This window comes from Bordetella parapertussis (assembly GCF_020735925.1).
GTDB lineage: Bacteria > Pseudomonadota > Gammaproteobacteria > Burkholderiales > Burkholderiaceae_B > Bordetella > Bordetella pertussis.
Genome location: NZ_CP085971.1, coordinates 4,331,354 through 4,351,230, shown reverse-complemented (window position 1 = coordinate 4,351,230; position 19,877 = coordinate 4,331,354). Strand labels below are relative to the sequence as shown.

The following is a 19,877-nucleotide window of genomic DNA, read 5'->3' as shown; positions in this document are numbered from 1 at the left end:
GGCCAGCCGGCGCAACCGGGGAAAAGACCATGTCCTGCCAACATCTGCCTGCATCGCACTACGCGCGGTGCGCCGGACGCGAGCTGCACTATGTCGAATGGGGCCGCCGCGATGCGCCACCGCTGGTCATGTAGCACGGGCTGGCGCGCACCGGCCGTGACTTCGACGACCTGGCACAGGCCCTGGCCGACCGGTACCGCATCATCTGCCCCGATACGATAGGCCGGGGCCTGTCGCAATGGAGCCCCCGGCCGGCGCAGGAGTACTGCCTGGATTTCTATGCCACGCTGGCGTGCGAGCTGCTCGACCGGCTGGGCCTGTCCGGGGTGCGCTGGATCGGCACTTCGATGGGAGGCGCCATCGGCATGCACGGCGCCGCCACCGCGCTGCGCGGACGCATCACGCACCTGGTGCTCAACGATATCGGCCCCACGCTTCCCGCGCCGGCCATCGAGCGCATCCTGGCCTACGCGGGCGCACCGCCCGCGTTCGACACCGTCGGTGAACTGGAAGCATGGCTGTGTTCGGCCTATCGGCCCTACGGGTGGTTAAGCGATGCGCAATGGCGCCGCATGGCGGAAACCTCGATACGCCGCTTGCCCGACGGACGGGTCACCACGCACTACGATCCGGCCATCGTCGGCCAGTTTCGCCATCACCCCACCGACTACGAGCGCTGGTCCGAATACGACTCGCTGCGCATACCCGTATTGCTGCTGCGCGGCGCCGACTCCGACCTGCTGTTGCCGGAGGTCGCGCACGCCATGACGCAGCGCGGGCCACGCGCCCGGCGTATCGATTTTCCTGACTGCGGCCACGCCCCGGCGCTCAACGTCACGGCGCAGATACAGGCGATCGCCGATTTTCTCGCGGCACCCGCCGCGCTCGCCTGACGCGCATCAGCGTTCTGGCGTATGGCGAGGAGCCTGCCCCGGCGGGGACAGGCTCCCGGCCGCCCCATTTGCCGCGGCAATGCTCGATGAACAAAAAACGGCAAGAGCCAGGCTCTTGCCGTTTCATGCCGGAGCGGCTCGCCGCTCCGGTATCCTGCGTGCAACTTAGATGACGCGCGCCGCTTCGACCAGACGCACCACACGCCACGCTTTGGAGCGCGAGATGGGGCGGCCTTCCGCGATTTCGACGGTATCGCCTTCGTTGTATTGGTTCGACTCGTCATGCGCCTTGTACTTGGCCGAACGCATGATGATCTTGCCAAAGATGGGGTGCTTGACGCGGCGTTCGACCAGAACGACGACCGTCTTGTCCATCTTGTTGCTGACAACCTTGCCGACCAGCGTACGCTGGCGCTTGGCAACCTGAGTGTTTTGAGTTTCGCTCATATTATTTCCCTGCCTTCTCGGTCAGCAAGGTACGCACGCGCGCGATGTCGCGGCGCACGTTGCGCAGCTGGCTGGTATTGGCAAGCTGCTGCGTGGCCTTCTGCATACGCAGACCGAATTGTGCCTTCAGCAGGCTCTCGAGCTCTTTGCCGAGCTCGGCGGCGTCTTTGGAACGGAGTTCGCTGGCTTTCATTTAGTACTCCTTAAGCACCGATATGACGCGCGACGAACGTGGTCGAGATCGGCAGCTTGGCAGCGGCCAGGCGGAACGCCTCGCGCGCCAGTTCTTCACTGACCCCTTCCATTTCGTAGAGCACCTTGCCCGGCTGGATCTCGGCGACCCAGTACTCGGGGTTGCCCTTGCCGTTACCCATACGGACTTCGGCCGGCTTTTGCGAGATCGGCTTGTCCGGGAAAATACGGATCCAGATACGGCCGCCACGCTTGATGTGACGGTTGATGGCGCGACGAGCGGCTTCGATCTGACGCGCGGTCAGGCGGCCACGGCCGGTGGCCTTCAGGCCGAACTCGCCGAACGAAACGTGCGTGCCGCGCGAAGCCAGGCCCGTGTTACGGCCTTTCTGCTCTTTGCGGTACTTCCTGCGAGAGGGTTGCAGCATGGTTATTCTCCTTCAGGCGCCGGAGCCGCGTCCGCCTTGCGGGGACCACGGCCACGACCACCCGGACGACCGGTACGGGCACCGTCCGGACGATCGCCACGCGGGGCGCGGCGCGGACGACGCTCTTCTTCACGCGGGGTGGCGGCTTCGGGAGGCAGCTCGCCATTGGCCAGCATATCGCCCTTGTAGACCCACACCTTGATGCCAATCACACCATAGGTGGTGTGGGCTTCCGAGGTGCCGTAGTCGATGTTCGCCTTCAGCGTGTGAAGCGGTACACGGCCTTCGCGGTACCATTCGGTGCGCGCGATTTCGATGCCGTTCAGACGGCCCGAGCTCATGATCTTGATGCCTTGAGCACCCAGGCGCATGGCGTTCTGCATGGCGCGCTTCATCGCGCGGCGGAACATGATGCGCTTTTCGAGCTGCTGCGAGATCGAGTCGGCGATCAGCTGGGCGTCGGTTTCCGGCTTGCGGATTTCCTCGATGTTGACGTGCACGGGCACGCCCATCAGACGCTGCAGATCGGCCTTCAGGTTCTCGATGTCCTCGCCGCGCTTGCCGATCACCACACCCGGACGGGCCGAGTAAACGGTGATGCGGGCGTTCTTGGCGGGACGCTCGATGATGACGCGACCGACGGAAGCGCTCTTCAGCTTCTTCTTCAGGTACTCGCGAACGCGGATGTCTTCGGCCAGCATGGTGCCGAAAGCCTTGTCGTCGGCGAACCAACGCGAGGTCCAATTACGGGTGACCGCGAGACGGAACCCAGTGGGGTGAATTTTCTGACCCATCGTGACTCCTTAAGCTCCGACCTTGACCGTGATATGGCAGGTCTGCTTCTCGATACGGTTACCGCGGCCCTTGGCGCGAGCCGAGAAACGCTTCATCGATTGAGCCTTGTCCACAAAAATGGTGGTGACCTTCAACTCGTCGATATCGGCGCCGTCGTTGTGCTCGGCGTTGGCGATAGCCGACTCGACAGCCTTCTTCAGGATGACGGCGGCCTTCTTGGGCGAGAAGGTGAGGATGTTCAGGGCTTGAGCCACCGACTTGCCGCGGATCAGGTCCGCAACCAGACGGGTCTTCTGAGCCGAGATGTGAACACCACGGATAATGGCAGTAGTTTCCATCGCTTACCTCTTCGACTTCTTGTCCGCGGCGTGACCCTTGAACGTACGGGTCAGCGCGAACTCGCCCAGCTTGTGACCGACCATGTTCTCGTTGATGTAAACGGGAACGTGCTGGCGGCCGTTGTGGACGGCAATCGTCAGGCCGATGAATTCCGGCAGGACCGTGGAACGACGCGACCAGGTTTTGATCGGCTTCTTGTCTTTGCCCGCGACAGCCGCATCCACCTTTTTGATCAGGTGCGCGTCGACAAACGGGCCTTTCTTGATCGAACGTGACATAGTGTTCGCCTCTTACTTGCGCTTGCGCCGTTGGACGATCATATTGTTCGTCCGCTTGTTGCGGCGGGTCTTGAAACCCTTCGCCGGAGTACCCCACGGGCTCACCGGTTCGCGAGCTTCGCCGGTACGGCCTTCACCACCACCGTGCGGGTGATCGATCGGGTTCATGGCAACGCCACGAACCGTCGGACGAACACCACGCCAGCGCATGGCGCCGGCCTTGCCAATCTGGCGCAGGCTATGTTCTTCGTTGCCGACTTCGCCAATGGTGGCGCGGCATTGGATGTGCACGCGGCGCACTTCGCCGGAGCGCAGGCGCACCTGGGCGTACGTGCCTTCACGGGCCATCAGGACGGCGGAAGCGCCGGCCGAACGGGCCATCTGGGCACCCTTGCCAGGGATCATTTCGATGCAGTGGATCGTCGTGCCCACCGGAATGTTGCGGATCGGCAGGGTGTTGCCGGCGCGGATCGGGGCTTCGATGCCCGAGATCAGCGTGGCGCCCACTTCCAGGCCGCGCGGCGCGATGATGTAGCGACGCTCGCCGTCGGCATAGCACAGCAGTGCGATATGCGCGGTACGGTTGGGGTCGTATTCCAGGCGCTCGACCTTGGCCGGGATGCCATCCTTGTTGCGACGGAAGTCGACAACGCGGTAGTGCTGCTTGTGACCGCCGCCACGATGGCGAACCGTGATGTGGCCGTTGTTGTTACGGCCCGAACCACGGGTCTTCTTCTCGAGCAGCGCAGCGTGAGGCGCACCCTTGTGCAGCTTCGGGCTGACGACCTTCACCATGCCACGGCGGCCAGCCGAGGTCGGTTTGACTTTAACGAGGGCCATTTACTTCACCTCCGCAAAGTCGATTTCCTGGCCGTCCTTGAGCGCGACGTAGGCCTTGCGCTCATTGCGGCGGCGACCAACGAAGCGGCCAAAGCGCTTGACTTTGCCCTTACGGTTGAGGACCTGCACGGATTCGACCTGCACCTTGAACAGCAGTTCGACGGCAGCCTTGATTTCCGGCTTGGTAGCGTCAGCCACGACACGGAAAGCGACTTGCTGATTTTTCTCGGCAACGAAGGTGGCCTTTTCGGTCACGATCGGCGCCAGAATGACTTGCATCAAGCGTTCGGCATTCATCCCAGCATCTCCTCGAGTTGCGCGATGGCCGGCTTGGTGATCAGCACTTTCTTGTAGTGGATCAGCGACAACGGATCGGCATAGCGGGGCTCAACCACGGCAACGTGCGGCAGGTTGCGGGTGGCGAGATAAACATTCTCATCGACGTTGTCGGTGATGATCAGGACCGAATCCAGGCCCAGGCTCTTCAGCTTGGCGGCAGCCAGCTTGGTCTTGGGCGATTCGAGCGTGAACGTATCGACGACGGCGACGCGGTCTTCACGGGCCAACTGCGACAGAATCGAGCGGATCCCGGCGCGGTACATCTTCTTGTTGACCTTCTGGCTGAAGTTTTCTTCAGGCGAGTTCGGGAACGCGCGACCACCCCCACGCCACAGCGGCGACGAGGTCATACCGGCGCGAGCGCGGCCGGTACCCTTCTGGCGCCAGGGCTTCTTGGTGGAGTGCTTGACTTCGGCGCGGTCCTTCTGAGCGCGGTTGCCGCTGCGGGCATTGGCCTGGAAGGCCACCACGATCTGGTGAACCAGCGCTTCGTTGAAGTCGCGACCGAAGATGGTGTCGGGTGCGCTGAACGTAGCGGCCTGACCTTGGTCATTCAGGAGCTTGAGATCCATTTACTTACGCCCCCTTCTTGGCCGGCGCCTTGACAGCCGGACGCACGATGACATCACCGCCGGCGTGGCCCGGGACAGCGCCCTTGACCATCAGCAGGCCGCGTTCGGCATCGACGCGAACCACGTCGAGGTTTTGAACGGTGCGGGTGACATCACCCATATGGCCGGACATGCGCTTGCCGGGGAAAATGCGACCCGGGTCCTGTGCCTGGCCGATCGAGCCAGGAACGCGGTGCGAGCGCGAGTTACCGTGCGAGGCGCGCTGCGAACCGAAGTTGTGGCGCTTGATCGTACCGGCGAAACCCTTACCGATGCTCGTGCCCGTCACGTCAACCTGCTGGCCGGCTTCGAACACGGATTCCACGGCGATGACCGCACCAGCCGCGAATTCGGCGGCGCGAGCGGGGTCGAGGCGGAATTCCTTCAGGATGCTACCGGCTTCCGCGCCAGCCTTGGCGTAGTGACCGGCTTGCGGCTTGACCACGCGCGTGGCGCGGCGGGTGCCATAAGTCACTTGGATGGCGGCGTAGCCGTCGGATTCCAGGGACTTGACTTGGGTCACACGGTTGTTCGACACGTCCAGCACCGTCACAGGGATGGACTCGCCATCCTCCGTGAAAATACGGGTCATGCCGACCTTGCGACCCACCAGACCCAGCCGATGGGCGGCGGGCGTGGGCGTCGAATTCGACATTGTTTTCTCCATTCCCGACTGCGATTGGTCGGGGCTAATCAGGCGCAGGGTAACGGCCAGCGCCCTACAGGACTAAGTAAACGCCGCATCAAACCCCGGCTGGCCGACAAGCCAGCTGGCGGCCTATTGCGCGCGCCCATAGTTTCTCTCGCCACAAAATGGCAAGTCTCGCATATTAGCATGCTTTTTCCTGGCAACACAAGCACTTAGCCAAACAGGCCCGTGCCGCAGGCAAACTGTGGCGCCGACGCCGCGACGGAGCTGTCGCGCCAAAGCAAAATGGCCGCACTCCCGGGGGAATGCGGCCATTTTTCACGAGCTGCGCCACAGGGGCGCCAACCCGCACACGTCTTACTGCAACGCGATCTCGACGTCGACGCCAGCCGGCAGGTCCAGACGCATCAGCGCGTCAACGGTCTTGTCGGTGGGATCCACGATGTCCATCAAGCGCTGATGGGTATGGATCTCGAACTGGTCGCGCGACGTCTTGTTGACGTGGGGCGAACGCAGCACGTCGTAACGACGGATACGCGTGGGCAGCGGAACCGGACCGCGCACGACAGCGCCGGTACGCTTGGCGGTGTCGACAATCTCCGCTGCGGACTGATCGATCAGCTTGTAATCGAAAGCCTTCAGACGGATGCGGATCTTTTGGTTTTTCATGGCGTTTCCTAAAGAACGAAAAGCGAAGGCGGCGACTACCGCCCTCGCTGGTTGGGTACTGCTTTACTTGATGATCTTAGCGACGACGCCGGCGCCGACGGTACGACCGCCTTCACGGATGGCGAAACGCAGACCTTCTTCCATGGCGATCGGGGCCAGCAGCTTGACGGTCATCGACACGTTGTCGCCCGGCAGCACCATTTCTTTGTCCGCCGGCAGGTCGATCGTGCCGGTCACGTCCGTCGTGCGGAAGTAGAACTGCGGACGATAGCCGTTGAAGAACGGCGTGTGACGGCCGCCCTCTTCCTTGGACAGAATGTACACCTCGGCCGTGAAGTCCGTGTGCGGGTTGATCGAACCCGGCTTGGCCAGCACCTGGCCACGCTCGACGTCTTCACGCTTGGTGCCGCGCAGCAAGATACCCACGTTGTCGCCCGCCTGGCCCTGGTCCAGCAGCTTGCGGAACATCTCCACGCCCGTGCAGGTCGTCTTCACCGTCGGCTTGATACCCACGATTTCGATTTCCTCGCCAACCTTCACCACGCCGCGCTCGATACGGCCAGTCACCACCGTGCCACGGCCCGAGATCGAGAACACGTCTTCCACCGGCATCAGGAACGCACCGTCGACCGCGCGCTCCGGCGTCGGAATGTACGTGTCCAGCGCTTGCGCCAGCGACAGAATCGCCTGCTCGCCCAGTTCGCCCTTGTCGCCTTCCAGCGCCAGCTTGGCCGAACCCTTCACGATCGGCGTGTCATCGCCCGGGAAATCGTACTTGCTCAGCAGTTCGCGGACTTCCATCTCCACCAGCTCGAGCAGCTCCGCGTCATCAACCATGTCCGCCTTGTTCAGGAACACGATGATGTACGGCACGCCAACCTGGCGCGACAGCAAAATGTGCTCGCGCGTCTGCGGCATCGGGCCGTCTGCGGCCGACACCACCAGGATCGCGCCGTCCATCTGCGCAGCACCCGTGATCATGTTCTTCACGTAGTCAGCGTGACCCGGGCAATCAACGTGCGCGTAGTGACGCGTCTCCGTCTCGTACTCAACGTGCGAGGTGTTGATCGTGATCCCACGCGCCTTCTCTTCCGGCGCCGCGTCAATCTGGTCGTAGCCGCGAGCCTCGCCGCCGAACTTGTTCGACAGCACCGTCGTGATCGCCGCCGTCAACGTCGTTTTGCCGTGGTCAACGTGACCAATCGTACCCACGTTCACGTGCGGCTTGGTACGTTCAAACTTGCCTTTTGCCATGATTTCTATCCTTTGACTTTCAAGGAAACTTGGTTGTTGTGCCGCGCTTCCAACCTGAAAGCGCGGCGACGGTTACTTACTTGCCCCGAGCGGCGATGACTTCGTCAGCGACGTTCTTGGGCGCTTCGGCGTAATGCTTGAATTCCATCGTGTAGGTGGCGCGACCTTGCGTGAGCGAACGCAGGTTGGTGGCGTACCCGAACATCTCGGCCAGGGGAACCTCGGCCTTGATGGTCTTGCCGCCGCCGACAATGTCGTCCATGCCCTGCACCATACCGCGGCGGGACGACAGGTCGCCCATCACGGTACCGGCGTAGTCTTCCGGCGTTTCCACTTCCACAGCCATCATCGGCTCCAGCAGGACCGGGCTGGCGCGACGCATGCCTTCCTTGAAGGCCATCGAAGCAGCCATCTTGAACGCGTTTTCGTTCGAGTCCACATCGTGGTACGAACCGAAGAACAGCGTCGCCTTCACGTCCACGACCGGGTAGCCGGCCAGGATGCCTGCGGGCAGCGTTTCCTGGATGCCCTTGTCGACCGCCGGGATGTACTCGCGCGGCACCACGCCGCCCTTGATGGCGTCCACGAATTCGTAGCCGCCGCCCGGGGGCAGGGGTTCCAGCTTGAGCACCACGTGGCCGTACTGGCCGCGGCCGCCCGACTGCTTGACGAACTTGCCTTCCACTTCGTCGCAGTTCTTGCGGATGGTTTCGCGGTAGGCCACCTGCGGCTTGCCGACGTTGGCTTCCACGCCGAATTCACGACGCATGCGATCGACCAGGATTTCCAGGTGCAGTTCGCCCATACCGGAAATGATGGTCTGGCCGGATTCTTCGTCGCTGCGCACGCGGAACGACGGATCTTCCTGCGCCAGGCGCGACAGCGCCAGGCCCATCTTTTCCTGGTCGGCCTTCGACTTGGGTTCGACGGCCTGCGAAATCACGGGCTCGGGGAACTCCATGCGCTCGAGCAGGATGTGCGAATCGATATCGCACAGCGTCTCGCCGGTGGTGACGTCCTTCAGGCCCACCACGGCGGCGATGTCGCCGGCCAGCACTTCCTTGATCTCTTCGCGGTTGTTCGCATGCATCTGCAGCAAACGACCGATACGCTCTTTCTTGCCCTTGATGGGGTTGTAGACGGTATCGCCCGACTTCAGCACGCCCGAATACACGCGCACGAAGGTCAGCTGACCCACGAACGGATCGCTCATCAGCTTGAACGCCAGCGCGGAGAACTTCTCGGCATCGTCGGCGCTGCGCTTGATGGGATTGCCATCGTCGTCCTGGCCGTCGACCGGGGGAATGTCCGCCGGCGAAGGCAGATAGTCGATCACGGCGTCGAGCATGCGCTGCACGCCCTTGTTCTTGAACGCGGTGCCGCACAGCATCGGCTGGATTTCACCAGCGATGGTGCGCTGGCGCAGCGCGACGTTGATGTCGTCTTCGTCCAGCGAACCGGTCTCGAGGTACTTGTTCATCAGTTCCTCGGACGACTCGGCGGCGGCTTCCACCAGCTTCTCGCGCCACTCGTTGGCCGTGCCTTCCAGCTCGGCCGGAATGTCGCCGTATTCGAACTTGGTGCCCTGGCTGGCCTCGTCCCAGATGATCGCTTTCATCTTGACCAGGTCGACCACGCCGGTGAACGAGTCTTCGGCGCCGATCGGGATCACGATGGGCACGGGGTTGGCGCGCAGGCGCGTCTTCAGCTGGTCATAGACCTTGAAGAAGTTGGCGCCGGTGCGGTCCATCTTGTTGACGAAGGCCAGGCGGGGCACGCCATACTTGTTGGCCTGGCGCCACACGGTTTCGGACTGCGGCTGCACGCCGCCCACCGCGCAGTACACCATGCAGGCACCGTCCAGGACGCGCATGGAACGCTCCACCTCGATGGTGAAGTCCACGTGTCCCGGGGTGTCGATGATGTTGATGCGGTATTCGGGATAGTTGCCGGCCATGCCACGCCAAAACGCCGTCGTAGCAGCCGACGTAATGGTGATGCCACGCTCTTGCTCTTGCTCCATCCAGTCCATGGTGGCCGAGCCGTCATGGGTTTCGCCAAGTTTGTGGTTGACGCCGGTGTAGAACAGGATGCGTTCGGTGGTGGTGGTTTTCCCTGCATCGATGTGCGCAGAGATACCAATGTTGCGATAGCGCTCGATCGGGGTTTTGCGGGCCATGGTAGGTAGTCCTTAATTTACCAGCGGAAATGGCTGAAGGCCTTGTTGGCCTCGGCCATCTTGTGCGTGTCTTCGCGTTTCTTCATCGCGGCGCCACGACCTTCGGAGGCGTCGATGAGTTCTCCAGCCAAACGCAGATCCATCGATTTCTCGCCACGCTTCTTGGCGGCTTCACGGAGCCAACGCATAGCCAGGGCCAGGCGGCGCACGGGGCGCACTTCAACCGGCACCTGATAGTTGGCACCGCCCACGCGGCGGCTCTTCACTTCGACGATCGGCTTGATGTTGTTGATGGCCAGGTTGAAGACTTCGATGGCATCCTTGCCGGTCTTGACCTGAACTTGCTCGAGGGCACCGTAGATGATGCGCTCGGCGACTGCCTTCTTGCCGTCCAGCATCACAACGTTCATGAATTTGGCGAGTTCGACGCTGCCGAACTTGGGATCGGGCAGAATCTCGCGCTTGGGTACTTCGCGACGACGGGGCATTTTTGCTTCCTTGTGTCTGTTCAGTTGAACCGCGTCTCGTGACACGGCCATGGCCGCCTAGAAGGACGACCCCTTACATGCTGCGCTGGCTTCGCAATGTGAAGGACGCAGCTGCACTTTCCGGGCCGCGGACATCCGCAACCTGGGGTACTGCATATAGAGCTTAGGCCTTCTTCGGACGCTTGGCGCCGTACTTCGAACGAGCCTGTTTGCGATCCTTGACGCCTTGCAGGTCGAGGGAGCCGCGCACGATGTGATAACGCACACCGGGCAAGTCCTTGACACGACCGCCACGCACCAGAACCACCGAGTGCTCCTGCAGGTTGTGGCCTTCACCGCCGATGTACGAAATGACTTCGTAACCGTTGGTCAGACGCACCTTGGCAACCTTACGCAGCGCGGAGTTCGGCTTCTTGGGGGTGGTGGTGTAGACGCGAGTGCAAACGCCGCGACGCTGCGGGCAGTTCTCGAGCGCGGGGCTCTTGCTCTTGATGATGCTGACTTCGCGCGGCTTGCGCACGAGCTGGCTAATGGTAGGCATGACCTTTGAAATCCCTTTTACGTACCACTGGTAAGTACTTACGTACTCGCACCCTCCCAGCATTCGGCGGCCAGTCTGGCCCCAAGCGAGGGGGAGGCAGTTCACGCAAAACCGCCTCAAACGTTCGTTTACGTAAAAGAGCGGGTCTTGCAGACAAATAATGCGTACAACACTGCGTGGCCAGGCCGGCGGTGCCTTACAACGATCGATGCATCCAGGATAGAGGGCTCGTGACGCACCCCGGCCCGAAATACCTGCAACATGCTTCCGGGAGCTGGCGCAAGCCTTTGCCGACCCTCATGGGTTGGCTGGCTTCAGACCAATCGGTGTATGGGCATTACCGGCTTGAACCTGCCATGCCGAAATTGCACGCAGATAAAGCAGTAAGCCCTTCAGCTTAACTTAGTTATCCATGCCTGTCAAAGGCAAGCAGTCGAATTTTGCATTGCCGCAAGGTGGCGGCAACGTATGTGGCCCAGGCGCGACGCGCGGCATCGTGGGAAACCCCTGCTGCCGGTCGGACGCTGCGCCGGGCTTCAGGATGTTATGATTTTCTATACCCTAGGGGGGTATGCTATGTCACACCTGTCAGACCACAAAGACGAACTTCTCAAACGTACCCAGCGGATCGCTGGCCAGGTGCAGGCCATCCAGCGCTCGCTGGAAACCGAGGCCGATTGCGAAAGCATCCTGCACCTGGTGGCCGCCACCCGCGGCGCGCTCAACGGCCTGCTCGACGAAATCCTCGAGGCCCATGCCCGTGAACACGTGGCGCACCCTGACCTGACGCCGGATGCACGCAGCAAAGGCCTGGAGGCGCTGGTCAGCGCCATCCGCCGCTATTCGAAGTAAAGATCATGGACAGCCTGCCCCCTTCCCCGCCCGGCCGGCACGGCCATTCGTTCCTGGGCCCCGCGCACGACGAAAATGCCAAGAGGACACGCTGGGTCGTCCTGTTGACGCTGGCCATGATGGTCGGCGAAATCGTCGCCGGCTACCTCACGGGCTCGATGGCATTGTTGGCGGACGGCTTTCACATGGCAACGCACGCGGGCGCCCTGGGAATTGCCGCCATTGCCTATGCCTACGCGAAGCGCAACGCCGACAACCGGGCTTTCAGCTTCGGCACCGGCAAAGTGGGAGAACTTGCCGGTTTTGCATCCGCGCTCATGCTGGCCATGGTGTCGCTGGCCATCGGGGTCGAATCGGCCATCAGGCTGGTGCAGCCGACCGACGTGGCGTTCGGCGAAGCCACGCTCATCGCCGTGGTCGGCCTGGGCGTCAATCTCGTGAGCGCGCTGCTTCTGGGCGGCGGTCATGCCGGCCATGTCCACGCCGAGCACCATCATCCCGGGCATGCCCGCCACCCGCATGGGCATGACAACAACCTGAGGTCCGCGTATGTCCATGTTCTCGCGGATGCGCTGACTTCCGTCCTGGCCATCGTCGCGCTGCTGGCAGGCCGCTATCTCGGCTGGATCTGGCTCGACCCCGTGATCGGAATGGTCGGAGCCGTCGTTATTGCGCGCTGGGCCTGGACCTTGATGCGCGACACGGGCGCCATCCTGCTGGACAAGGCGGACCGGCACCTGGAAGCGGAGGTCCGTGGCGCGATCGAAACCGCGGGCGACGCCACGATCGCCGACCTTCATATCTGGCAGATCGGCCCGCAAGCCCATGCCGCAATCGTGAGCGTCGTGGCTGCCCGGGGAGTCACGGCCAGCCAGATACGGGAACGCGTGTCGTCGATCCACGAAGTCAGGCACCTGACGGTGGAGCTGGTGCCGGCATAGCGGCCGGCCTGGCACGAGGCCCTTCAGCGCTAGGAGTTGGCGAACAGGTAGCCGCTGCCGTAGACCGTTCGGATGGGAAGCACCAGGCCCGCCAGCTCGGCCTTGCGGCGCAGCCGGCTGACGATGACGTCGATGCTGCGCTCGCCGGTGGAACGCACCGCCGGACCGTCGACAGCCAGCTCGCTGGCCAGTTCGGCGCGGCCGATGGCGCGGCCGGCCGCGCCCAGCAGCAGGCGGACGATCTGCCGCTCGTTGGCCGACAGCGACAGCTCTTCCCCGCCGGGGGCCACGAGCGTCCAGTCCTGGTCGCGCAGCTCCCAGCCCTCGTCGGTACCGCGTTGCGCGACGGCCTCTTCGTCTTCCTGCCAAGCGGGCAGGCGCCGCGCCAGGGCAAGCAGCACGCATGCCAGCTCGCGCTCGTCGGCCGGCAGGGGCACGCAGGCATCCGCACCGCTTTGCAGGCAGCGCAGACGGGCGTCCAGGGTCAGATTGCCGCCAATGACGATGATGCCCAGCTCCGGCGAGCCACGCAGGCGCGCCACCAGGGCGTAGCCCAGCTCGCCCAGCTCGGAAAGGTCCATCACGACCGCGTCGTAGGTATCCTCACTCAACAGCCCAAACAGCTCCAGGGGCGTGGAACAGCCCTTGGCCGAGATCCCGGCCAGCAGCATTGCGGCAATGATGCGGTCGCGATCGGCGTCGTCGGGCGTCATGATCAACGTGCTCAATTGCTTCATAACGAATCCCTGCCAGTCCGCGGGTTCGCGGCCGGCTTTCAGGCGCTCAAAAGGGAAAGCGCGCGCCTGTACGCATTTGAGACAGTGTGGCGCGGTGTTGCGCAACAGAGCCAGTCAACATTTGTCAACTTTGCAATGTTTGACACTTATGCTCATTGGGGACGATGTAACAAGAGCCCCGGGTTATCATGCGTTTGGTTAGGGTTCCATACACTTTTGGATGACGCCTACGCCAATGTGCGAACAGTAAGTTTCTGGGACGCCAGATGCGCTCGCGACGAATTGGCGAACGCGCGGTTCGCCGCACCGGATCCCGACCTTGTCCGTAACCTGCTCGCAGACTGCCGTGCGAGCATCGCTCCGTGTCACAACGAATGAAAATTGCGTCGCTCGAAGACGATCTGGACCAGGCGCAGCATATCCAGCAGGTGCTCTCCGCGGCCGGATACACATGTACCAGCTATCCGCGCAGCCTCGACCTGCTGGCGGCGCTGCGCGTCCAGGCGTTCGACCTCATCCTGCTCGACTGGCAGTTGCCCGACATGAATGGCGACGAAGTCGTGCGCCGGCTGCGCACGAGCTACGGTTTTGCCGTGCCTATCATTTTCCTGACCAGCCGGGACCAGGAAAGCGACCTGGTGCAAGGCCTGCAGGCAGGCGCCGACGACTACATCGTAAAGCCCATGCGACCCGCCGAATTGCTGGCGCGCGTGGCGGCCCTGTTGCGCCGCAGCCAGGACGCCCTGCCCGACTATCTGCCGTTCTCGGTCGCCGGCTATCGCATCGATCCCAACGAGCGCTCCATCGCCCTCGACGGGCAGGTCGTACCGTTGCCGCCCAAGGAATTCGAACTCGCGCAGTTGTTTTTTCGCAACATCGGGCGCCTGCTCTCGCGCGATGTGCTTGCGGAAAGCGTGTGGAACCGGGAGATCCCGGCGACCTCGCGCACCCTTGATACGCATTTGTCGAATATTCGCCAGAAGTTGCAGTTGCGCCCCCAGAATGGGGTGCGCTTGTCTTCGTCCTATGCCCTGGGCTATCGGCTGGAATTGGTCAGCGACCCGCAGCCGCAGGCCGACGACGCCAAAGACGACTAATCCAAGGAGAGAAGTTCATGATTCGGCCGTTCGCGCTAGCGTTCATGCTGGTGTGCGCCCTTGTGGCCAGCGCCGCGGTACAAGCCCAGCCCGCGGGTAGCCTGGGAGAGAATTTTCTTTACCGAGTGCGTTCTGGCGACACGCTTATAGCGTTAGCAAGCACTTACACCGGCAATGAATCCAACTGGTCGGTCCTGCAGACGCTGAACCGGGTGGACGACCCCCAGCGCCTGCCGATCGCCCTCGAGCTGCGCATTCCGCTGGCCATGATCCCGGTGCAGGCGGCAGGCGCCGAGGTGGTCCACGTCAGCGGCAGCGCCACCGCCGACGGCCAGGCCCTGCGGGTCGGCATGCAGATCGTCGAGGGCAGCACCATCAGGACCGCGTCCGGCAGCTTCGTTACCCTGAAACTGTCCGACGGCAGCCAGGTGACGATTCCCGAGAACGGCACGGTGGCCGCCAACCGCCTGCGCCAATTCCAGCGCGTGCCGCTTACCGATTCGATCTTCCAGGTACAGCAAGGCGAGCTCGAATCGCGCGTGGCCCCGGGCGGCCAGGGCGTTGGCCGCTTCGAGATCCGTACGCCGGTGGCGGTCACCGGCGTGCGCGGCACCCGCTTTCGCGTCAAGAGCAGCCCGCAGGGTGCCAGCAGCGAAGTCCTGGAAGGCAGCGTACGCCTGCAGCCGCACGCCCCTGACGCCGCGCCGGCCACGCCGGTAGCGGTGTCCTCGGGCTACGGCGCCAATGTCGGCAGCGACGGCGCGTTCTCGGGCGTGCAGGCCCTGCTGCCCGCCCCCCAACTGCAAGCCCCGGCGCGCGCCGCCTCGGGCGGCTGGACGGTGCCGTTTGCGCCCGTATCCGGCGCTTCCGCCTATATAGTGAGGGTTTCGCGCGACGCGGAGGGCATGCACGTGGTGACGTCCGGCCGGTTCGATACCAACGATGTACGGTTCCGCGCGCCCGGCGCCGGAACCTACTACGTGGCGGTTCGCGCCGTGGATGCCTCCGGTTTGAACGGGCGCGAAGCCGTGCAGCCTTTCGAAGGCGCCAACGTGCTGTCCACGCCCTATGGCCTGTCCGTAGCCACCGGCACCGGCGATCTGGTGCTGCTCAGCGAATTCTAAGGTGCGCCGCCGCCGCCCCCTGCCCGACTCCCCCGCCCGGCGCTGGCTGGCGGCGCGCACCGGCATCATGCTGACGATGGTGCTGGTGACGGTTGCGGGACTGCTGGGCGCCCTGGGCGGCATGGGCCGCATCGACCTGACGCTGTACGACCGAGCCGTATCGCTGTCCGGCCGGCCAGCCAGCCCGGAAATCCTGATCGTCATGATCGACGACGACAGTATCGCCACGCTGGGGCGCTGGCCCTGGAGCAGGACGGTGCACGCGGCCCTGCTGGACAAGCTGGGCGAGGCCCGCGCGGTGGGCCTGGATATCATCTTTGCCGAACCCGACCGCGCCGAACCCGCGGTCGACGCCCAACTGGCCGAGGCCATCCGCCGCAACGGCAAGGTGGTGCTGCCGGTGGTGCTCAACCGCCTGCCGCGCGCGACGGGCCACGAGCCGCCGCTCGAGTCGCTGGCGCAGGCCGCCGCCGCACTGGGCTTCATCAATGTCGAGCTCAATACCGACGGCGTGCTGCGGCGCTCGATCTGGACAGCCCAGGTCGGCACCGCGCTATGGCCGCATTTCTCGCTGTCGCTGATGAGCGTGGGCGGCGAGGCGCAACAGGCCCTGCAGTTTGCCACCGCGCAACTGGCGGCCGGCCAGACCCGCATCCCATACGCCGGCCCCCCCGGCCATTTGCGCACGGTGTCGTATATCAGCGTGCTGCAGGGCAACGGGCCTGACCGATGCGTTCCCCACGCCCGTCTCGCACCAGGCCAATGGCATGGCGGGCGTGGAGATCATCGGCAACATGCTGCAGGCGGCGCGCCAGAATATTTCCTATACCGTCGCCAGCCCCTGGCATAACGCCTTGGCCGCTGCGCTGCCCGTCCTGCTGCTGTGCCTGGGCCTGCGGGTGCTCTCGCCCAAGGCGGCGCTGGTGCTCAACGGCGCCATATTGCTGGCCGTATTGCCGGCCACCTATCTGGCCCTGCGCTTTGGCCAGGTGTGGTTTCCGCCGACGGCCACGATGCTGGTGCTGGCGCTGTGCTATCCGATCTGGAGCTGGCGCAGCCAGGAAGCCGTGCTGCGCTACATGGACAATGAACTCAAGCGGCTGCAGCGCGAGTATCCGCCGGTGCTCAACGAAGGCCGTACCCACACGCTGCTGGTCAACCGTTCGCTGGAAGACCGCCTGGGCAAATTGCGCGAAGCGCTGGCGCGCGTGCGCAACCTGCGGCGCTTCCTGACCGATGGCCTGGACGGCATGCCCGACGCGACGCTGGTGTTCGACCCGCGCGGCCGGCTGCAGTTTCGCAACCGCGCGGCGATCCAGTATTTTCGCAGCCTGGGGTTGCGCGCGCCGCGCCATGGCCAGCTGGCCGCCGATCTGTTCCAGCGCGCCATCACCGACGAACGCAACCGCCAGACCTTGACCGAGGCCCTGCGGCATACGCCGCCCGATGCGCAGGATTCGCCATGGAACGTGGACATGGAGGTCCGTGACCAGGCCGGACGCGACCTGATCCTGAAGTGCGCGCCCATTCGCACCGACGAAGGCGCTTTCGCCGGCACCGTGGCCACCCTGACGGATATCACCGTCATACGACAGGCCGAGCGCAAGCGTGAAGAGACGCTGCACTTCATTTCGCACGACATGCGCGCGCCGCAGAATTCGATACTTGCCCTGGTGGCCATGAACCAGGACTCGCTCAATGGCGTGCAGCAGAGCGACGCGCTCGCCCGCATCGCCATGCTGGCCAACCACACATTGCGGCTGGTCGACGATTTCGTCCACCTGACACGCGCGGAATCGATGAAGATCGCACCGACGGAGCTGGATCTGAGCGAGTTGCTGCGCGAGGCGACCGACGATTTCTGGGCGCCGGCGCGCGCGCGCGGCATCCGCATCGAGATCGCCGAACCCCTGCCCATCGCCCTGGTGCGCGGCGACGACACCTTGCTGCAGCGGGCCCTGAGCAACCTGCTGGACAACGCCATCAAATTCAGTCCGTCCGATGGCCGTATCCGCTGCACGGTCGTGCGTGACGCCGATGACTGGGTCGCATCGATCCAGGACGACGGACCTGGCATCGCTCCCCAGGACCAGCTGCAGATTTTCCAGCCCTTTACGCGCGTCAACACCGCCGGCTCGAACGAAGTGGGCGGCGCTGGCCTGGGGCTTGCATTCGTGCGCACCGTCGCCGAACGGCTGGGCGGCCGGGCCGAGGTCATCAGCCCGCCATCGGGCACAGGGCCCGCCGGCTCTACCTTCGTGCTGCGCCTGCCGGCCAGCCCACCCCCTGGCTGAGAGCCATCCGGACGCTCACTGGAACACGTGCGTGATGCGAGCCGGCTGGCCCGCCTTGACCTCGAGCGTGGCCCGATACGGCGGCAGGTCGGCATTGCGCACGACGACCGAGTAGCGTCCCGGCGCCAGGCGCAATTCCTTCATGGGCGGGCTGACACCACGCCGCACGCCATTGATCCAGATCTCGCCCCACGGCTGCACGTTGATGCGTACCGTCACGCGGGCAGCGGCCGGTGCCGGCGTCGCGGCGGCCTCGGACTCGGCCTGCGCGTCTGTTGCAGCGCCCTCCGGCGCAACATCGGGCGCGGGAGCGGCGTCCGGACCAGCCTGCGCCTGCGCCGGCGGCGCAGATGTATCGGCGCTGCCGGCGTCGCCGCCCTGCGGCGGCGCGGCGCCGGCGGCCGGCCGCTCAGCCTCGCGGGAGTCTGATGGCGTGGCAGTGGCGCCGGGCGTCGTCACGCGTTCGGAACTCGTGATCACGCCGCTGGGCGTGCCGGTCAGGCGCTGCCACCAATAGACAGCCACGCCCAGCGCCGCCAACGCCAGCAAGATCGCGAACAGAATGCTGCGCACCGCCGGACGCTGCCGTACCGGCTCTTCGTCGCGCACCTCGTCGCGTGGCGGCGGTTCGCTGGGCAGGGGCGCCATGGCCTCGGCGGGCGGCTCCGGCTCGGGGAACTTGAGCGAGTCGACAAAGGCCTCGAGCGTGTGCGGCCGCGCCTGCGGCCGCACGGCCAGGCCGGCATCGATGGCGCGCAGGAAATCGTTGTCATACTTGGGCAGATCGCGCTGCGCGAGCGGCTGATAGCCGTCGTTGACCGAGCGCTCCGGCGCCGCAGGCGGGCGGCGGCCGGTAATGAGCGAATGCGCCACGGCGCTCAATGCGTAGATGTCGGTCCAAGGACCGCGCGGCCAGGCAGGATCCTCCACATAAAGCTCAAATGGCGCGTATCCCGGCGCGGGCAGCGCGGCTTCGCCCTGGGCCGCCCCATTGAGCGCCAGCAGATGCGCGCGCCCGCTTTCATCCAGCCCCACCGAATCGACGGTGATGTCGCCGCAGATATGTCCCTGCTCATGCACGCTGGCCAGCTGCGGCACCAGCTCGCCCAGCAGGCGCTTGATGCGGGCTTGCGGCACGCCTCCGGCAGCGGTGGCCGCAATAGCGCTCAACGGGCGATGCGCGAGAGGCGCGGCGCCTGCAAAAGGACTGCGGGGATGCTGGGAAGCGGCGGAAAGAGGCATAGTTCTATAACAAAAGCAAAAAACGGCAGCGATAACCGGATATTGTGCTTGTGATGCTGAAAGCGCGGCTATCCTTACGTTTCGACAAACATGTTGTCGTCTCGACGCACTTCGTAGGGCACACCCATCCTTGCGGGCCGCCTTATGGATATTATCCAGGCTACTTGGCCGGATTTTACGAATATGCCCGCGGCGCAAGGATATACCAACTTCGAACCCCGTTTCCTGCCCTCGTCCATCATGCCCATAATCCTCCGCCCTTTCCTGTCCAGTCTTTCCCTGGCCGTGCTCGCGCTAAGCGGCTGCGCCAACCTGTCCCAGCCCGCTGCCGAGGCCCCCACCACCCCCGCCGCGCTGCAGGCCCTGGCCGAAGTGCGTACGGAATATGGCGCAGGCCATTATGGCGAGGTCATCCGCCGCGTCGCGCGCTCCGATGAACTGGCGGCCGCGCCGAAAGCAGTGCGTATCGAAGCGTTCAAGCTGCAGGCATTCAGCTACTGCGTGAGCAATTACACCCAGCTGTGCGAAGACGCATTCGTGCGCATACTGCACCTGGACTCCAGTTTCACGCTGGCGCCCAACGAAGCCGGACATCCCGCCTGGGGCCCGGTCTTTCGGGCCGCGCAATCGAAAGCCGGCACCTGACCG

At 64.2% G+C, this 19,877-nt stretch carries 22 protein-coding genes and 2 pseudogenes; 7 read left to right on the top strand and 17 right to left on the bottom strand.

The window, feature by feature from the left end; all coding sequences use genetic code 11:
• Positions 1-29 precede the first annotated feature (29 nt).
• Positions 30-893: pseudogene (locus LK409_RS20585) on the top strand (alpha/beta fold hydrolase).
• A gap of 165 nt (positions 894-1,058) precedes the next feature.
• Here LK409_RS20585 and rpsQ read toward each other — a convergent pair.
• The 15 genes from rpsQ to rpsL all read right to left on the bottom strand — a co-directional run bounded on the left by rpsQ (position 1,059) and on the right by rpsL (position 10,942).
• Complete coding sequence (gene rpsQ / locus LK409_RS20580; RefSeq protein WP_003806913.1) at positions 1,059-1,340, bottom strand: 30S ribosomal protein S17; 282 nt, start codon at positions 1,338-1,340, stop codon at positions 1,059-1,061.
• Between the two features lies 1 nt (position 1,341).
• Positions 1,342-1,533, bottom strand: coding sequence for a 50S ribosomal protein L29 (rpmC, locus tag LK409_RS20575; RefSeq protein ID WP_003806912.1), 192 nt, complete (start codon positions 1,531-1,533; stop codon positions 1,342-1,344).
• A 10-nt stretch (positions 1,534-1,543) separates the two neighbouring features.
• A complete protein-coding gene (gene rplP / locus LK409_RS20570) occupies positions 1,544-1,960 on the bottom strand; it encodes a 50S ribosomal protein L16 (protein ID WP_003806911.1) in 417 nt (138 codons plus the stop codon).
• A 2-nt stretch (positions 1,961-1,962) separates the two neighbouring features.
• Positions 1,963-2,754 carry a 30S ribosomal protein S3 gene (gene rpsC, locus LK409_RS20565; RefSeq protein ID WP_003806910.1) on the bottom strand — a complete coding sequence of 264 codons (792 nt, stop codon included), beginning with the start codon at positions 2,752-2,754 and terminating at the stop codon, positions 1,963-1,965.
• A gap of 9 nt (positions 2,755-2,763) precedes the next feature.
• Positions 2,764-3,093, bottom strand: coding sequence for a 50S ribosomal protein L22 (gene rplV, locus LK409_RS20560; RefSeq protein WP_010925688.1), 330 nt, complete (start codon positions 3,091-3,093; stop codon positions 2,764-2,766).
• 3 nt (positions 3,094-3,096) lie between these two features.
• Positions 3,097-3,372, bottom strand: a complete 276-nt coding sequence (gene rpsS, locus LK409_RS20555) for a 30S ribosomal protein S19 (protein ID WP_003806908.1) — start codon at positions 3,370-3,372, stop codon at positions 3,097-3,099.
• A 12-nt stretch (positions 3,373-3,384) separates the two neighbouring features.
• Positions 3,385-4,212, bottom strand: a complete 828-nt coding sequence (rplB, locus tag LK409_RS20550) for a 50S ribosomal protein L2 (protein ID WP_003806907.1) — start codon at positions 4,210-4,212, stop codon at positions 3,385-3,387.
• Positions 4,213-4,509: a 50S ribosomal protein L23 gene (gene rplW / locus LK409_RS20545; protein WP_003806906.1), complete on the bottom strand. Its 297-nt coding sequence runs from the start codon at positions 4,507-4,509 to the stop codon at positions 4,213-4,215.
• Positions 4,506-5,123: a 50S ribosomal protein L4 gene (gene rplD, locus LK409_RS20540; protein ID WP_003806905.1), complete on the bottom strand. Its 618-nt coding sequence runs from the start codon at positions 5,121-5,123 to the stop codon at positions 4,506-4,508. Before rplD ends, rplW begins: the two co-directional genes overlap by 4 nt.
• A gap of 4 nt (positions 5,124-5,127) precedes the next feature.
• Entirely contained in the window at positions 5,128-5,817 is a 690-nt protein-coding gene (rplC, locus tag LK409_RS20535; RefSeq protein WP_010925687.1) for a 50S ribosomal protein L3, read from the bottom strand.
• 351 nt (positions 5,818-6,168) lie between these two features.
• A complete protein-coding gene (rpsJ, locus tag LK409_RS20530) occupies positions 6,169-6,480 on the bottom strand; it encodes a 30S ribosomal protein S10 (protein ID WP_010927268.1) in 312 nt (103 codons plus the stop codon).
• A gap of 63 nt (positions 6,481-6,543) precedes the next feature.
• A complete protein-coding gene (gene tuf, locus LK409_RS20525) occupies positions 6,544-7,734 on the bottom strand; it encodes an elongation factor Tu (protein WP_003806883.1) in 1,191 nt (396 codons plus the stop codon).
• A 76-nt stretch (positions 7,735-7,810) separates the two neighbouring features.
• The gene (fusA, locus tag LK409_RS20520) at positions 7,811-9,913 is read right to left on the bottom strand and encodes an elongation factor G (RefSeq protein WP_010927267.1); all 2,103 of its coding nucleotides are present in this window, start codon (positions 9,911-9,913) and stop codon (positions 7,811-7,813) included.
• A 17-nt stretch (positions 9,914-9,930) separates the two neighbouring features.
• The gene (gene rpsG, locus LK409_RS20515) at positions 9,931-10,401 is read right to left on the bottom strand and encodes a 30S ribosomal protein S7 (RefSeq protein ID WP_003806901.1); all 471 of its coding nucleotides are present in this window, start codon (positions 10,399-10,401) and stop codon (positions 9,931-9,933) included.
• 163 nt (positions 10,402-10,564) lie between these two features.
• Positions 10,565-10,942, bottom strand: a complete 378-nt coding sequence (gene rpsL / locus LK409_RS20510; RefSeq protein WP_005017264.1) for a 30S ribosomal protein S12 — start codon at positions 10,940-10,942, stop codon at positions 10,565-10,567.
• 576 nt (positions 10,943-11,518) lie between these two features.
• Between rpsL and LK409_RS20505 the strand changes: the two genes are divergently transcribed.
• Together LK409_RS20505 and dmeF are read left to right on the top strand one after the other, a co-directional pair.
• Entirely contained in the window at positions 11,519-11,794 is a 276-nt protein-coding gene (locus LK409_RS20505) for a metal/formaldehyde-sensitive transcriptional repressor (RefSeq protein ID WP_003806899.1), read from the top strand.
• Between the two features lie 5 nt (positions 11,795-11,799).
• Complete coding sequence (gene dmeF, locus LK409_RS20500; RefSeq protein ID WP_010927266.1) at positions 11,800-12,735, top strand: CDF family Co(II)/Ni(II) efflux transporter DmeF; 936 nt, start codon at positions 11,800-11,802, stop codon at positions 12,733-12,735.
• 29 nt (positions 12,736-12,764) lie between these two features.
• On the opposite strand, the gene LK409_RS20495 is transcribed toward dmeF, so the two are convergent.
• Positions 12,765-13,577, bottom strand: coding sequence for a response regulator transcription factor (locus LK409_RS20495; RefSeq protein WP_003806897.1), 813 nt, complete (start codon positions 13,575-13,577; stop codon positions 12,765-12,767).
• 257 nt (positions 13,578-13,834) lie between these two features.
• Between LK409_RS20495 and LK409_RS20490 the strand changes: the two genes are divergently transcribed.
• The 3 genes and pseudogenes from LK409_RS20490 (at position 13,835) to LK409_RS20475 (ending at position 17,987) form a co-directional block, all read left to right on the top strand.
• Entirely contained in the window at positions 13,835-14,569 is a 735-nt protein-coding gene (locus LK409_RS20490; protein ID WP_010927265.1) for a response regulator transcription factor, read from the top strand.
• Between the two features lie 17 nt (positions 14,570-14,586).
• On the top strand, positions 14,587-15,693 hold the full coding sequence (locus LK409_RS20485) for a FecR domain-containing protein (protein ID WP_010927264.1): 1,107 nt from the start codon (positions 14,587-14,589) through the stop codon (positions 15,691-15,693).
• Position 15,694: 1 nt separating this feature from the next.
• Positions 15,695-17,987 (top strand): annotated as a pseudogene (locus LK409_RS20475) (CHASE2 domain-containing protein).
• A gap of 15 nt (positions 17,988-18,002) precedes the next feature.
• Here LK409_RS20475 and LK409_RS20470 read toward each other — a convergent pair.
• On the bottom strand, positions 18,003-19,229 hold the full coding sequence (locus LK409_RS20470; RefSeq protein ID WP_010927263.1) for a serine/threonine-protein kinase: 1,227 nt from the start codon (positions 19,227-19,229) through the stop codon (positions 18,003-18,005).
• 240 nt (positions 19,230-19,469) lie between these two features.
• Here LK409_RS20470 and LK409_RS20465 point away from each other — a divergent pair, with 240 nt between their 5' ends.
• Entirely contained in the window at positions 19,470-19,874 is a 405-nt protein-coding gene (locus LK409_RS20465) for a TssQ family T6SS-associated lipoprotein (RefSeq protein WP_010927262.1), read from the top strand.
• Positions 19,875-19,877: the final 3 nt, after the last annotated feature.

Coding starts and splice junctions, on each gene's coding strand:
- rpsQ (WP_003806913.1), bottom strand. CDS start 1,340: ATGAGCGAAACTCAAAACACTCAGGTTGCCAAGCGCCAGCGTACGCTG.
- rpsJ (WP_010927268.1), bottom strand. CDS start 6,480: ATGAAAAACCAAAAGATCCGCATCCGTCTGAAGGCTTTCGATTACAAG.
- rpsS (WP_003806908.1), bottom strand. CDS start 3,372: ATGTCACGTTCGATCAAGAAAGGCCCGTTTGTCGACGCGCACCTGATC.
- LK409_RS20505 (WP_003806899.1), top strand. CDS start 11,519: ATGTCACACCTGTCAGACCACAAAGACGAACTTCTCAAACGTACCCAG.
- rpsC (WP_003806910.1), bottom strand. CDS start 2,754: ATGGGTCAGAAAATTCACCCCACTGGGTTCCGTCTCGCGGTCACCCGT.
- rpsL (WP_005017264.1), bottom strand. CDS start 10,942: ATGCCTACCATTAGCCAGCTCGTGCGCAAGCCGCGCGAAGTCAGCATC.
- LK409_RS20465 (WP_010927262.1), top strand. CDS start 19,470: ATGCCCATAATCCTCCGCCCTTTCCTGTCCAGTCTTTCCCTGGCCGTG.
- rplV (WP_010925688.1), bottom strand. CDS start 3,093: ATGGAAACTACTGCCATTATCCGTGGTGTTCACATCTCGGCTCAGAAG.
- fusA (WP_010927267.1), bottom strand. CDS start 9,913: ATGGCCCGCAAAACCCCGATCGAGCGCTATCGCAACATTGGTATCTCT.
- rplP (WP_003806911.1), bottom strand. CDS start 1,960: ATGCTGCAACCCTCTCGCAGGAAGTACCGCAAAGAGCAGAAAGGCCGT.
- tuf (WP_003806883.1), bottom strand. CDS start 7,734: ATGGCAAAAGGCAAGTTTGAACGTACCAAGCCGCACGTGAACGTGGGT.
- LK409_RS20485 (WP_010927264.1), top strand. CDS start 14,587: ATGATTCGGCCGTTCGCGCTAGCGTTCATGCTGGTGTGCGCCCTTGTG.
- rpsG (WP_003806901.1), bottom strand. CDS start 10,401: ATGCCCCGTCGTCGCGAAGTACCCAAGCGCGAGATTCTGCCCGATCCC.
- rpmC (WP_003806912.1), bottom strand. CDS start 1,533: ATGAAAGCCAGCGAACTCCGTTCCAAAGACGCCGCCGAGCTCGGCAAA.
- rplC (WP_010925687.1), bottom strand. CDS start 5,817: ATGTCGAATTCGACGCCCACGCCCGCCGCCCATCGGCTGGGTCTGGTG.
- rplB (WP_003806907.1), bottom strand. CDS start 4,212: ATGGCCCTCGTTAAAGTCAAACCGACCTCGGCTGGCCGCCGTGGCATG.
- LK409_RS20470 (WP_010927263.1), bottom strand. CDS start 19,229: ATGCCTCTTTCCGCCGCTTCCCAGCATCCCCGCAGTCCTTTTGCAGGC.
- rplW (WP_003806906.1), bottom strand. CDS start 4,509: ATGAATGCCGAACGCTTGATGCAAGTCATTCTGGCGCCGATCGTGACC.
- dmeF (WP_010927266.1), top strand. CDS start 11,800: ATGGACAGCCTGCCCCCTTCCCCGCCCGGCCGGCACGGCCATTCGTTC.
- rplD (WP_003806905.1), bottom strand. CDS start 5,123: ATGGATCTCAAGCTCCTGAATGACCAAGGTCAGGCCGCTACGTTCAGC.